Genomic DNA, 14000 nt, shown 5'->3' with positions numbered 1-14000 from the left:
AATTCTGAGATACCTAGTTGGCGACTTCGCTGGAAGGGCCATCACTGCTTATCGCTTGACACGGCCACGGACGGCGAGGACGACGAGGCCAAGCAGGACCGGCTCGGTAATGCGAGAAGCCATCTCGGTGTAGGCACCGGCGTTGGTTAGTCCCTGGCCAGAGGAGCGGAATACCACGGAGTCGATAACGATCCGAAGGGCCTTATCGAACCGCTCGCTCGTGATGCGCTCAGGTAGCGGACCGTCGGGGTTATCCAGGTCGGGAGTGTCGGTGGTCAGCGTGATGCGCTGGCCAGTGAGTTGCCCGGTGCTCTCAGGCTTCGGGCCGTCTTTCGGTAGGCCCCACAACATCAGGGCCAGCAGCGTGATAGTCATCGCGGCCAGTAGCCACCCGATGGCGCGGGAGGCGCGCAGCCCGTAGCCGGAGGCGGCCCAGTACACCGCGAGCAGGGCCCGCTCAGCCCAGGGACGATCCTGGTCGTGGCGGCGCATCTCCATCTCGCCGTAGTAAAAGTCCGCCGCATCCGGCTCATTCTTGCCGTCTTCAAGGGATTTGCGCAGCTGGCGGTACACGGTCGCTAGCACCTCCGGACCCGCGGATTCCGCACCGTCAGGTTCAGCCATCCATCCGGCCGCTCCCCGGGCGGCACGCCAGTGGTGTTCCTCGGCAAGCGTGCGACGTGGCGTCCAGCGGAGCAGGCGGCGCCCTTGCCAGTGAAAGCCGGCGGGGGCACGAGCGAAGGTGCAGCGGCCATCAAGATTGAGCTGGTCGAGATGGACGGTGCCAGTAAACAGGCAGCCGGCAAGGTCGATGTCGGTCAGGACCAGATGAGTCGCATCGATGCCGCTCAGCGAGACGATCCGGACACCCGCGTCCCGTTCCGTGAGCAGCGACTCGTCAAGGGCGCGCCCACGAATACCAATGGGAGCGGACGAATGAGAGGTGACGCGCAGCGGATGCTCCACAACCGCATCGCTCAAGTCCACAGTGGCATAGCGGAGACGTAGGGACCCGGTAGAGGCCCACCGGGTACGCCGACAGACCAGGTACGCTGCGGCGGCCTCAATGCTCACAGGAGCGTTGAACACCGCCCCCGAGAGGTCCAGCGCCTCTTTGCAGACCAGCGGCCCCAGCTGCGGTGCTGCCTCGAACGTCGCCGAGAAGAACCGAGCGGCACCAGCGAACGTCGCTCCGCCGAAGAAGGTCCGTTCGGTGAAAATCACGTTCTCGAACCCGGCTCGACCGGCAAAGGTCGCTATGCGGAACTCCGCGTCGCCGGAAAACGTCACCCTGCTGAACAAGGCGGCACCAGAGAACGTCACCCCGCCGAACAATGCGCGATCGGTAAAAATCACGTTCTCGAACCCGGCTCGACCGGTGAATGTCACGTTGCGGAACCCAGTGATGCCAGAGAACGTCACCCTGTTGAACGAGGCGGCACCGGCGAACGTAGCCCCGTCAAACCAAGCACGGCTGGTGAAAATCGCGTTCTTGAACCCAGCATCGCCGGTGAACGTCGCCTCGCTGAAGTCGACGGCGCCCATGCGTGGCCGATTCGTCGTGGGATCGCGAATCTTGTTGACGAGCCCATCGAGCAATTCAGGTGTCAGGACGGTGCCGCGGTGGTCCAGGTCGTTGCCGGGCGCCAGACTCGCCAGGTAGGCCGTGCGATCGGGCCCGGCCAGGTGAGCTAGACACCTCGTGTAGGGCTCCACCCGGCGCCCGCGGCAACCGACCGGATCTGCGGAGTCGGCGCCGAGCGCGCAATGCGGCCAATCGGGCGGTACCGGCGAAGGTACGGGAGTGCCAGGAACAGTCATGCCCCGAGGACGCCCCAAGGTTCATACCCGGTTGCTACAAGTCTGCCGGCCCGCCGGAGACTTGTGGGCTCTAGCCTTCCGTACCCGCCACGTAGTCGCCCTGAGCACGCCTCTCGCCATCTATCACGCTCATCCGCCAGCAGCCGCTGTTCGCGCAGCACAGCCCCGCAGAAGGCACGAAACGCACGATGCCTCCCAAGATCAGGGCCCTAAGCCGAGGCGCAGGCAGAGCGGTTCTCGTCCAGGGCCGGAGGGTATCGAGGCGGACATGAGTGATGCCCAGAGGAAAGAGTTACGCGATCTCGTCAGCGCCTTGGGCGCCGACATCAGCGATCGGCACTACCAACCTTCGTACGACGTAGCCGCGAACATCTGCTCCGGGGTCTTCGAGACGATTCCGGTCGACCTACACGATCTTGTTCAGGAGGCAGCTATGGCGGGTTACGCAGCCGCGCTTGACGACCTGGAGAGAGGGAAGCTGGACGACCGGGTTCGAGAGCGGGCCGAACTCCTCAACTGAGCTGCTATGCCCGTCTGATGAGGCATGGGGCGCTGGTCCGAGCCCGTCTCAGTTTTCGTCTCATTCACCTTCGTACGCCAGAGTTCAAGACCGTGCGACCTGCGGATTTCGCCGGCGCTCCGACCGGGCGTGAACGGGGCTGGACACCGATGAACACGGCCCTTGTCGGCACCACCAGACTTGGAAAGCGTGTTGGGGGCAACCCCTCACGAGTTCGAATCTCGTATCCTCCGCCATTGCCTTCACCGGGCAATACGACGAAGGCCCTGACCAGTTTCGGCTGGTCAGGGCCTTCGTCGCTTCTCCGCCCGGCAGGGCAGACGAGGGCCCCGACCAGATCTTGGTCGGGGCCCTCGTCGTTGCGTGGTCTCAGTTTTGGTCTCAGTTGTGCGGCTAGACGACAGCAGCACTTGATGAGGCGGCCTACGCAGCTGCAGGGGCGCGCCCACCGACACCGTCGCCCAGCGGGCAGCTCAGCAGGATCCGGCCACCACTAGGCCAGAGAGACTGAGTGGATCAGCCAGAGCGAACGTCGCGTTCTGTGCCCCCTTGGTATCCAAGTGTGTCTCCTGCGCCACGCTCACCACAGGCGATCTCCGGGTCGGCTGGTATCCCTGAACCCGCAGCTCAGACGCGGAGGCACACGCAACGGCCCAGGAAACCCGCCGAGACGGATCCGCCAGAGGCATCTTCCATTGGCACAAACCGAAACAGCTCGGGATCTTGACCGCACTTGGCGAGATATCGCGGTTATGGGCCTGGCGGAATTCCCTCTTCACCCACGAACCGCTCCCGGCCTTAGCCTGGTCTGCGATCTTTCAAGAGCCCCCGGATAGGGGGCCATACGCAAGCCCGCTTGGGCGCGAGCGTTACATTGCAGATCGGGGGACGAATGACAGATCCTTTGTCGTTGGCAACGGTGGCCACTTCCGCGCTGCCACAAATATTCGGATTCTTGTTCGGCCGCCTGGGGGCTGCCCTTGATCGACGCGCACAGCCGCAGGAGCAGGAGCCCACTTGTCCGGCACTTGTCGCGGCTCCAACACCGTTCCGTCTGCGGCCAGAGGAGCTGACCGAGGAGCGCCTCCGCCGTCTGGAAGGTGCCGCCCGGGAAATGGCCGTCTATCGGCGCAATCCTGACCTCATTCGACTTGAGGACGACGTCCTCGTGCGGACGCTGAGCCAGGTACGCGATGACCTCGAAATCGTCTACGGACAGCGCTTCACTTTCGTCGGTGAGCAGCGTCCCGCTGCCGGAGTACGGGTCGTCCAGCGTATGGACGAGATCGAACAGGACGCCGTGGCACGGGCAGTCAGAGCCCAGAACGTTACCGACAAGGCATCGGTCGACATTGACCAGCGCACCAAGACTGTGCATCGGGGCGGAGAGGTCACGGGGCTGGAAGTCGACGGCACGCTCGGATAAGCACATCAGGCCAGGCAGGGAGCGTCCCAGCTCATCGGGGGGATAAAGATGCAAGAGGAACAGCAGGGATATGGCACGGGCCCACGGCCCGACGGCGAGTACAGCGGCACAGCGAATCAGCAGGAGCGCGGGTTCTATGGACCGCCGCATGCACCTACACCACCGGATGTCGCCCCTGGTGTGCCGAGCCCCCCGGACCAGCCCCGGAAAGACGAACTGGACGCCCTGGGACTGAGTTCGATTCTGGACAGCGACGCGGTAACGCGATTACGGCAGCTGGCATTGCTGAACCTGGGCGAAATGAACGCCGTAAAGGTCAACGCCAGCTTCGACAGTCCGCTCGACCACGGTGAGTTCTCGGACGCATTTCTGGCCGCCGTTCGCGCGGTGTACGTCCGGCCCACGGGCGGGGTGGACTTTGACGACCTCTATAAGTCGTGGAAACATCCCGGGTCTATCACCGTACTCGCGGAAGGTCCGGGTAAGGGACGCACGACTATGGGCCGCGCGCTGCTGGCTGAGCTGAGGCACGAGTACCCAGGCGTGAGGGCCGGTCAGCTCAATTACGGTGGTTTCCCCGAGTTCCCGGTGCACCGCCTGCCCCGGCCCGAGAATTGGGCCTACGTGATGGAGCTCCCGCCCGATGAAGAGGACTTCAAGGTATCCGACACGTTCGGTGCATTACTTGAGTCTCTCCAAGCCGAACTAGCACGCCGTAAGGCACGCCTAGTCGTGTTGACCACCCCCGAGCAGTGGCGACGTATCGGTAGCGGGGCTCCCGAAGGCATCCGGCCCTCGCTCGGCGTACCGCCGCCCATAGAGATCGCCCGTAAGTGGCTGCATGCGGAAGCGCCGGAGCTCCCGGTCGATCGCTGGCTGAGGGATGAGGACATCCTGACCCTGCTGGAGGGGCAACCGCCAGTGGAAGTCCTGGAGATCGTCGGTTACATCCTGGACGCCCACCGAGCCAACGACACCAAGCTGCCCAATTTGAAGTCTCTGGCGCACAAGCTTAAAAGGGGCACCGACACCCCCTTTGACCGGCAGGTGCTCAGCGTGCTTGCCGCTCGCAGCAACTGGCGCAGTCAACTTCTGGAATGGCACAAAGCTCCCGAACGCACCAGCTTCCAGCGGAACTTCCTGATGTCCTGCTCCGCCCTTCGTGGGGCCCCGGTCGCCCATCTCTACGCCGGCGCGGCAGACCTGTCCGAGGCACTTGGGGACGGAGATCTATCGCTGAGAGGACAGCGGGAGCCGGGAGTCATCGAGATGGTCGACTCCCTCGACGCCGAACTGCAGCCGGATGACACGGTCGTCTTCAACCGGCCTGACTGGGACGACGCGGCACTTGACTACTTCTGGATCGACCGCCCGCTGTCGCGAACCAAGTTCCTGGACTGGCTGGCCGGGGCCCCTTTGAAGGAAAAGCGGGAAGCGCTGGAGAGCCTCAGCGCGCAGGAGCAGCAGGCCATGGCTCAGCGCATCGGCGGCTTCGCTGTGCGTTGGGCGGTGCGCCAACGCCGCCAGGATCCCCTGCGTGTCCTCGCGGTGCGCTGGAAGGACAAGCCACTGTGGCCCACACTCATCGAGCTGCTCACTTCGGCCAGCCTTCATACAGCGAGCGCCTCCTACGTGCACGAGATGCTCCTGCAATGGGCCAAGACGGGCACCGCCGCACAGCGCCTCGCCGCCGTGGAGGTGTGTGCTGGAGAATTCGGACTCCAGTACACCGTAAAGGCCCTGCGACGCCTGCGGCATGCGGCCGGCTCCGAGGACCGCGAGGTGCGTCAGGCGTTGCAAAGGGCCGTGCAAACGCTGTGGCACGACCCCACCGCCCGCCCCACCCTCTTCGAGTACGTCGTGGCGTGGTGCGGGGAGGCGAACACCCTGGAAGCAGGGCAAAAGGCATTCAGGACGCTGACTGTGTCAACGGATCCGGCCTCCCCTGCTCTACCGGTGCTGCTGGCCAGCGATGGCGAGAGCGGCTTCAAGCCGTCTGCAACCGACCTCACCACTGGCTGGCGGGCGGTCTTGCACGGAAATGACACCTTCGAACGCGACGGGGAGGACGCGCTGGCGGTCCGTCTCTGGCTGGACGCTGTGCGTCACTACCCGGACCTCAAGGACAGCGTCCTCACGATCCTCAGCGCCGCAGTCAAGGACACCACGGACGACGGCCAGACAGACATCACGACTCGGCCCGTAGAGAGCCCACGGGACCGGCTGCGTGCGATCGTCCGCGAATGGGCACGAGCCGGCGAAGACGAGGAGCTGACCACCGCATTTGACGTACCCCCGCATGCCCCGAGCCACAGCACCGTGTACACCGAAGTGACACAGATGCTCGATGACGGCCTTCTTGAATCTTTCCAACAGAGCATGGCGGACCCCGACGTTACGGACCACCCGGTATGAGGTGGCGCCGTAACCGCGCCAGGGAACCTGAATCCCCAGCACCGATATGGTCCTGCGTCTTCGCCGACCGCCCTGACAGCCGCGACGAGGGACTGCCGTTCGAGGTGGATATCCGCGTCACCTGGCGGCTCGCGCCACCAGGGACAGCTATCAGCGACGCACCTCAGATTGCGGGCCACATTGTCCGGAAGATCGTCGAGGAGGCTCTGTCCGGAGCATCAGTGCTCCGACCTCAGGCCGCGGCACAGGACCTTGTCGTCGCACTGCGAGACGAACTGCCTTTATGCCGCGACGGAGTGGAGGTAGTAGCCGCCACTGCCTCACTGCAGGTCGAGGAGGGAGTCAGCGCCGCCGCTCGCCGGAGAGAACGCTCTCGGCACGAGCTCGAACTGGATGAGCTGGAGCGCCGTCAGGCCCGCGCTCGTATGGAGTTCCTGCGTGACGAACTCCTCGCGAACCCTTCGTCCGCTCGCCTGTACACCCTGCTGCAACCCTCCCCGCGGCTGGGAGGGCCTCCGCCCAGTCTCGCCCCCGAAGAACTGGTCCAGCAGATTCACCAGTGGCATCCAGAATCCCGATGGATCCTCATCGCCAAGGTCCTGCACACGCTCGTAGAAAGGCTCACCGAGGACAACGCCCGCGACCTGTTGAAGATCCTGCGCAGCGCGATAACAGCCCTCGGGCACAAACAACTGGCCGCTGAAGTGGCCGCCATCGAGGAACGCCAGTGAAACTCAACATGTTGCGCTGGCTTCTGGCCCCACGAACCAGCATCCTCGCATCCCGCCTACGACGGGCACACCGCCACCAGCTCTCACGCGATGCGGCCTGGCGGCTGGCGAGGGTCCGTCTGCATCCCGACGAAATTCCCTACCGCGATTCCGGCCATGCGCCACCATTGTAAAGGCAAGACGCAGAGCCCGAAATGCCGAGTACGTATTGCTGTTCCGGCCCGGCTGTCGCCTCGCCCTGCCCATTACCAGCAGAGGCGAGGCGACAGAGACATCAGTCCCCCATGTCGCCGTACTTGCCGGGATGCCGCGCGCGGTCCACAGCCTGTGCGCAAGCCTCAGCGAAAGCGACGGCCACGGCCTCTTTGTCCGTGCCACGGACGCGGGCCTCGACCTCCTGACCGGGACGACGCATGGTGTGCCAGCGAACCGGCAAGTCCGTGTAGAGGCCGCTCTCGAACTCCCAGGCCACCACAGACCATTGATCATCACGGCCGATGTTGAGCCGCCCGCCGCCAGGCAGGTACACGGCGTGGGCGTGGTGGACTATCCGGCGGTCGGGCACGCCGTCGCGGATGGCCCGCATACCGCCGGGACCCTTGTCCGCCCACTTCTCTCGATCCCATTCCTCGACCTCCGCAGCATGGTCAGGATGGTCGGCGCCCCACTGCGAGGCCACCCCGTCCGCATGCTCGCGGTGCAGGAACGGGATACGGCGCTCGCCGAGGAGAGCCACGTACACCGTCGACCCCGCCGGGACAGATGCCTGACTCAGGCCAGGCACTGGACCTCCTGGGACCGGTTCGAGCACATGCGCCCTCGTGCCCCACAGCAAGCTGCCGATCTTCGCGGCCGTCTGCTGAAGCACGGGACCAGTGAGGTGCTGGTAGCGGCGGCGCATGCGGGCGGACTTGCCGGGCTCCCAGCCCATGATGCGGTCGACGACCGCGTCGGGGACGCCGAGGATCAGCAGGACGGTCGCGGCAGTGTGGCGGGCGGCGTGCAGGCGGCCGTCGCGAACCTTCGCCGCCTTCAGTAGGTCCTTCCACCTGTGGAAGTCGGTGTTGGGGTTGAGCGGTTCGCCGGTCGGCGAGGTGAAGACGTACCCCTTCTCCACCCACAGGTCACGGGCGAGGGCCCGCTCGCGTTCTTGCTGCTCCTTGTGCCGTCGTAGCAGCTTGAGCAGTTCCTCCGGCACGCCGATCGGGCGCTTGCCGGCGCGAGTCTTGGTGTCCTTCGTCTCGCGCCGGGTGTTGATTTTCTGTGGGCAGTAACCCGGCTTGCGCCCACAGCGGTTGCCGCAACCGTGCTTGTAGCGGGGCCGCAGCCGTCCGCGCCGGACGAGGATCACGCCCGCCTGGAAATCGACGTCCTCCCACTTCAAGCCGAGCGCCTCGCCCTGACGCAGGCCGAGTGCGAGCGCGATGACCCAGCGAGCGGTGTTGCGCACCTTGGCGGCCTCGGCGAGGAGGCGCTGGACCTCCTTCAGCGAGTACGGCTCGACCTCCTCCTCTTCGACCTTGGGAGACTTGGCGATGGAGGCCGGGTTGGTGGTGAGATGGCGGCGGCGTACGGCCTCGTTGAGCGCCGTGTTGACGGTGCGGTGCGCCTGGTGGGCGGTGCCGGCGGCGCTGCCGTTGGCCCGCATCTTCTGGTAGAAGCGCTCCAGGTGCTCCGGCTCCAGCTTTTCCAGGCGGTGGGCGCCCAGGCCGGGTATAGGTGGTGGTAGACCGCCACGCGGTAGCCGTCGATGGTGTTCTCGCCGACGTTGGGTGCGGCGATGTTCTCCACCCAGTGGGTCAGCCAGGTTGTGACGGTCCAGGTCTGGCCGGCCTTGCGGATTCCGGTGGAGTCGCGCTGCCGCTCCAGCTCGCGGACGGCCTTGGTGGCCTCAGCTCGGGTCTTGCGGGAGACGTGTCGGCGGTCGGGGGTGCCGTCGTCCTTGACTCCGACGGTGACGCGGCCGTGCCAGCGGCCGTCCTTGCCGAGGTAGATGGACGACGCCCCATTGGGCTGACGGTTCTTTGCCATGTCCGCCGCCTTCAGGCCGCAGCCACGAAGTCGCCGGCGCTCAGACGCCTGGCGAGGAACTCGTTCACCGCCTCGGCAGGGATGCGACGAAGGCTTCCGATCTTGACGGAAGGGATCTCGCCGGAGCTGACGTACTCGTACATCTTGGTGCGGCCGATGCCGATGCGGCGGGCGGCTTCGGCGACGGTAAGCCCGACAAGGGTGGGGTCACCTTGGGAGCCGTCACGCTCCACCATCAGGGCGCGGAGGTTCTCCTCCGGTACGCCGAGGAGGTGGGCGATCTGGGGTATGGGCAGGTTGTGCTGGGGCAAGGGGGATCCTCGTCTCGGCAGGCCATATGGGGCGGCAACCCCGGCCATGCCGTACTGGTCGTTCAGGGATGGGCGTTGGTGTTGGTGGGGCCTGGTGTCCGGTGTTCGTAGCATCGGACGACAGGTAGTCCGTCTAATCGGCGTCGGGCTTGGCAGGGGCGTCGTCGCCGATGAGGCTTCTGTGCGAGTAGGGCACGTCGCGGTGGCGCCTGAAGTCGTTGCCGGAGGCGCCGGAGACCTCGTAGGTGAGCAGGGCCTTGACCATGTCTTCCTGGTCGGGGTGGGCCTTGATGTACTCGTCGATGTCGTCCCTGGCGCGGTCCATCGGCTTGCGCGCGGCCCGCCAGTCCTTCCATCTCTCGACGTATTCGCCGATGAGCCTGCGCACCTCGGCGTTGGAGACGTGGCCCGGAGGGCTGGTCAGGTCGTCGAGGGGGATGTCGAAGACCTTGCAGAAGCCGAGTGCCTCGTCGAGGTTGACCCTCCGGCGTGGCTTGCCGCTCTCGATGCGCCAGATCGCGGACTGGTTTACCGGGTGGCCGACCTCGGCCATCCTCTCGGCGAGCTTCTGCGTGCTCCAGCCGCGGATCTCGCGTTCGAGCTTGATGCGCTCGGCCACGTTGTTCTCCGGCAGGGGCCGCTCGGGGCCGGCGCGGGACGCACCGTCGTCACTGCTCACCCTCACACCTCCTCGCGGGCATGCCTCGGCCGGACCGCTGTGGCCCGGGGTGAACAGGTAACCTCATTTCGGAGCCAAACGCAACTCGTTCGGGAGCGCATTGTGGGCGTCCGCCGCCGAACGGCGTCAGACATGCGAAAACCCCCGGTGCTACGACACCGGGGGCCCGAATCAGAAACCTCACGACCGCCCATCCCTGAACGACCTACCGGCCCGGCCGGGGTTGCCGCCCCATATGGCCCGCCGGGTGAGGAGTTTCCTTGGCACAGCCTACGGCCCAGCCGCGGCAGACGCCATCCCGCCAGGCAGCAGGAGCCACTCCGCCCGCCGACATCACCGCGGTTCCACCGCACGACATGGACGCCGAGGCAGCGGTCCTCGGCGCCTGCATGCACGACGCGGCAGTGGTCAACGCCGTACGCAACCTCCTCGACGGCGCCGACTTCTACCGCCCGGCTCACGAGACGATCTGGCGCGCCGTCCTTGCCCTGCGCAGCGAGGAGAAGCCCACCGACCCGATCGTCTTATGCGACCGGCTGCATGAGCAGGACGACTTGGAGCGCGTGGGCGGCCGGGTCTACGTGCACCGGCTCGCAGACGCCCCGCCCTCCGTCAGCGGAGCGGCCCACTACGCCGGCATCGTCCGCAAGATGGCCGACCTGCGCCGACTGCGCGCGTCCGGCCTCCGCACCGTGCAGCGCACCATGGAGCCGGGCGCCGATCCCGACCTGATCCGCAGTGATGTCGAGTCGGATGTCCGCGCCGAGCGAGAACGGGCCCTGTCCTCCGGGCAGGGACGCCTGTCCCGCTTCGCCGTCGACGGCTGGCGGTTCCTTACCGAGACCGGCGCGGCGACCGCCCCTCTGTGGGGGACTCCCGAGCAGACCGCATGGTCCTCGGGCGAGAGCCTGATGATCGTCGGACCGCCCGGTGTCGGGAAGACCACGATCGCCCACCAGGTGGTCCTCGCCCGCCTGGGCCTCGCAGGCAGCGTCCTGGACATGCCCGTCGCGCCCAGCCAGCGCGTGCTGTACCTGGCGATGGACCGCCCCAAGCAGATCGCCAAGGCCATGTTCCGCCGCATCCGGCCCGAGCACGAGAAGCGGATACGGCATGGGCTCGTCGTCTGGCAGGGCCCGCTGCCCGCCACGCTCGACAAGGAGCCCGACCTCCTCGCCGACCTCGCCGCCGCCCACCAGGCCGACACGATCGTGATCGACAGCCTCAAGGACGCGGTCAGCACGATGGTCGACGACGCGCTCGCCGTCGCCTTCCACAACGCCCGCCAGCGCACCTTGCGCGAAGACGTGGAGATCATGGAGACCCACCACTGCCGCAAGGCCACCGCAGAGTCCCCGCGCGCCCAGCAACCCACCATGGACCAGGTCTACGGCTCCACCTGGTACACGTCCGGTGCGGGCAGCGTCCTGTTCGTCAACGGCAAGGCCGGCGACCCCGCCGTCACCGTTCACCACCTGAAGACCCCGAACGGCGAGGTCGGCCCTCTCCAGGTGATCCACGACCACGAGCGCGGCACCACCACGGTCGACCCCGCCCTCGACCCCGTCGCGATCCTGCGCGCCCGGCCCGACGGACTGACTGTCCGCGATCTCGCCGCCATTCAGAGCGGCACCGCCGCCCCGGGCCGCGCCGCCACTGAGAAGGCCAGGCGCACCCTGGACCGACTCGTCAAGGCCGGGCTCGCCGCCAAGGCAGACGGTTCCGCAGGCGGCACCGGAGGCGGACAGCAAGCCCGGTACTGCGCCTCCGTCCGCCACATCGGCGCCGTCTCCTGGCCTCGCCCCGAGACCAGCAGGACCGTACACGGGGGCGTACACGCACCACTGTCGTCACCCCGGTTCCACGCCACGCCTCGCGCGCCCACGCTGACCGCAAATCCGCAGGTCAAAGGTTCACGCGACCGTACACGCCGTACACGCGCCCCAGCGTTCACGCGCGAGCCCCCCTTTAGAAGGGGGCTCGCGTGTACGCCCCCTCCGTGAACACCGTGATCGACCGCCCCAGAAGCACCCGGAGCACCCCCGCATGACCACGCTCGCCATACCCGCCGGCACCACTAGCCACCACGTCACCAGCTGGGACCACGCCGCGATCCTCACTCTCGGCGCCGCCGCGTGCGCCCTCTCGTACGACGCTCTCCAGCAGATGGCCGTAGCCATTCACATCCGCGGCCTGCTTACCTACCTCTTCCCGCTCGTGATCGACGGGTTCATCGCCTACGGCGTCCGCGCCCTCCTCGTCCTGCGCACCGCCCCTTTCCGGGCCCGCCTCTACGTATGGACACTCTTCGGTACTGCCACCGCCGCGAGCATCTGGGCCAACGCCCTCCATGCCATCCGCCTCAATCAGCAGGGCGCCTCAGGCGAACTGCACTTGGGAGATGCCACCATCGGCCTCTTGTCCACCATTGCCCCGCTCGCCCTGGCCGGAGCCGTCCATCTCCACATCCTCGTCACCCGCGAAGCCACCGACGATGGCCCGTCGGAACCGGTCGCCGCGGTTCAGGACACCCGGGTTCAGGGCGCGGGAGTTCAAGAGGCCAAGCGCCGAGGCGGCCGTCCGGCCGACGCCACCCTGGACAAGCTCGTGGAGGTCGGGCGCATTGCCGCTGGCGAGCAGGGGCGCCTCTCCCGCACGGTCGTCCTGAAAGCCGTACGGGGCAAGGGCCTCAAGGTCGGCGGCGAACGACTGACCGAGGTCATGAACATCCTGCGGACCGAACTCGGGACCGACCCGAACGGGGACTGACCGCAGGGTGACCGGAACCCTTCCGACCACCCCACCAACGGCCGTCCCCGCCTTCCGAGCGCCTGTCCACACCCGTGGACCGGAGCTGGGACCGCTCAAGCGACACCGAACCGAAGTGCCTGCCCGCCCCCACCAGTCCGCCTGCCCTACTCAACGCCTCCCGGCCCGTACCGGAGAACCATCCATGCCGCACCCCCCACACCACCCTGACCACACCGACAACGCGCCCTCGCCCCTGACGAAGTCCCCTAAGCTGATGGCCGGTTTGCGGCGGGCGTTCGGAAGGACGGCCCCTGGCGGAGCCAGTAGTACCCCGAGTCCGACTCAAGGCCGGTCTTCGGGGATCTCCGCCCCGGGGGTGGCGGAGACGGCCCAGCGCCAGGGGGCGCAGGGCCTGGAGGCCGGGGCCGAGGGCAGCCCCGACCCGGACACGCTCCACGCTGTCCAGCGCGAGATTCTGCGGCCCGTGCCAGCTGACGTCCTCGCCGCTGGCGAGCCCACCGTGCAGAGCGTGCAGCCCACGATTCGCCGTTTCACCGGCACCAAGCGCACCGTCCGCGTCGGCCCGCTGCGGTTCACCGGCGACGAGCACACCCAGCTGCAAGAGGCCGCCGACGAGCACGGCTACAAAGGGGAATCCGGCTTCGCCGCCGACATCGTCCTGGCCTTCCTCACCGGCCGGTTCACCGCCAACCTGCCCCTGTCGGAAGACCCGCCGCCGTACCCACATCTTCCGTGCCCAGGTGCTGCGCCAGCTCAACCGCATCGGCGTCAATGTCAACCAGATCGCCCGCGCCCTCAACAGCGACCTCACCCCGCCCGACATAGGCCAGCGCCTCGACGAACTCCACCGCCTGCTGGAATTGATAGCCAAGGCCCTGCGCCAGCCTGCCGACCCAGGGGAGGACGTTGCCGCATGATCGCCGCCATCAAGCGACCAGGTTCCAAGACCCGCGGTCTGCTTGCCTACCTCTATGGACCCGGCCGCCACGACGAACACCTCGACCCGCACATAGTCGCCGGCTTCGCCATGCTCGGCATGCCCGACCCCGGCCGCGACGAGCACGCCACCCTCACCCAACTCGCCCGCCACCTCGACGAGCCCGTCCGCCTGCGCAACAGCGAGTTCGGCAAGAAGATCACCGATCACGTCTGGCACTGCCCCGTCCGCGCCGCACCTGAGGACCGCTACCTCTCGGATGCCGAATGGGGCGAGATCGCCCAGCGCATCGTGGCCGCCGCCGGCGTCGCGCCCGAAGGCGACGATCTGGCATGCCGCTGGATCGCCGTCCGCCAC

General features: G+C 66.9%; 9 protein-coding genes and 3 pseudogenes. 8 read left to right on the top strand and 4 right to left on the bottom strand.

From position 1 onward, the window contains the following. Positions 1–48: 48 nt before the first annotated feature. On the bottom strand, positions 49–1716 hold the full coding sequence (locus IG62_RS0135365; protein WP_030813287.1) for a pentapeptide repeat-containing protein: 1668 nt from the start codon (positions 1714–1716) through the stop codon (positions 49–51). Between the two features lie 373 nt (positions 1717–2089). Between IG62_RS0135365 and IG62_RS0135360 the strand changes: the two genes are divergently transcribed. The 4 genes from IG62_RS0135360 (at position 2090) to IG62_RS45595 (ending at position 6913) form a co-directional block, all read left to right on the top strand. After that, on the top strand, positions 2090–2341 hold the full coding sequence (locus IG62_RS0135360) for a hypothetical protein (protein WP_030813285.1): 252 nt from the start codon (positions 2090–2092) through the stop codon (positions 2339–2341). Between the two features lie 955 nt (positions 2342–3296). Next, positions 3297–3767 (top strand): hypothetical protein, encoded by a 471-nt coding sequence (locus IG62_RS0135355; protein ID WP_158795162.1) that lies wholly within the window; start codon positions 3297–3299, stop codon positions 3765–3767. Between the two features lie 48 nt (positions 3768–3815). After that, entirely contained in the window at positions 3816–6182 is a 2367-nt protein-coding gene (locus tag IG62_RS43520) for a hypothetical protein (protein ID WP_234326875.1), read from the top strand. 104 nt (positions 6183–6286) lie between these two features. Continuing rightward, entirely contained in the window at positions 6287–6913 is a 627-nt protein-coding gene (locus IG62_RS45595; RefSeq protein ID WP_234326874.1) for a hypothetical protein, read from the top strand. Between the two features lie 823 nt (positions 6914–7736). Here the strand turns inward: IG62_RS45595 and IG62_RS42645 are convergent. The 3 genes and pseudogenes from IG62_RS42645 to IG62_RS0135325 form a co-directional block, all read right to left on the bottom strand. Next, positions 7737–8944, bottom strand: a pseudogene (locus IG62_RS42645) (tyrosine-type recombinase/integrase); the annotation flags it as partial. 11 nt (positions 8945–8955) lie between these two features. Beyond that, positions 8956–9255, bottom strand: a complete 300-nt coding sequence (locus IG62_RS0135330; protein WP_030813276.1) for a helix-turn-helix domain-containing protein — start codon at positions 9253–9255, stop codon at positions 8956–8958. Between the two features lie 133 nt (positions 9256–9388). Continuing rightward, the gene (locus IG62_RS0135325; protein WP_030813273.1) at positions 9389–9934 is read right to left on the bottom strand and encodes a helix-turn-helix transcriptional regulator; all 546 of its coding nucleotides are present in this window, start codon (positions 9932–9934) and stop codon (positions 9389–9391) included. A 260-nt stretch (positions 9935–10194) separates the two neighbouring features. Between IG62_RS0135325 and IG62_RS0135320 the strand changes: the two genes are divergently transcribed. The 4 genes and pseudogenes from IG62_RS0135320 to IG62_RS0135305 form a co-directional block, all read left to right on the top strand. Further along, positions 10195–11937, top strand: coding sequence for a DnaB-like helicase N-terminal domain-containing protein (locus tag IG62_RS0135320; RefSeq protein WP_420711157.1), 1743 nt, complete (start codon positions 10195–10197; stop codon positions 11935–11937). Positions 11938–11980: 43 nt separating this feature from the next. Then, a complete protein-coding gene (locus tag IG62_RS0135315) occupies positions 11981–12703 on the top strand; it encodes a DUF2637 domain-containing protein (protein WP_037840118.1) in 723 nt (240 codons plus the stop codon). Between the two features lie 358 nt (positions 12704–13061). Then, a pseudogene (locus IG62_RS42640) lies at positions 13062–13623 on the top strand (MobC family plasmid mobilization relaxosome protein). After that, positions 13620–14000, top strand: a pseudogene (locus IG62_RS0135305) (mobilization protein); the annotation flags it as partial. The pseudogenes IG62_RS42640 and IG62_RS0135305, both read left to right, overlap by 4 nt.

It is taken from the genome of Streptomyces sp. NRRL S-337 (assembly GCF_000720175.1).
GTDB classification, from domain to species: Bacteria; Actinomycetota; Actinomycetes; order Streptomycetales; family Streptomycetaceae; genus Streptomyces; species Streptomyces siderophoricus.
Note: the sequence above shows the minus strand (reverse complement) of the source record. Positions and strands in the feature narration are given on the sequence as shown.

Excerpts from the sequence above, each read along its gene's own strand:
- IG62_RS0135360 (WP_030813285.1), top strand. The coding sequence starts at position 2,090 with ATGAGTGATGCCCAGAGGAAAGAGTTACGCGATCTCGTCAGCGCCTTG.
- IG62_RS43520 (WP_234326875.1), top strand. The coding sequence starts at position 3,816 with ATGCAAGAGGAACAGCAGGGATATGGCACGGGCCCACGGCCCGACGGC.
- IG62_RS0135315 (WP_037840118.1), top strand. The coding sequence starts at position 11,981 with ATGACCACGCTCGCCATACCCGCCGGCACCACTAGCCACCACGTCACC.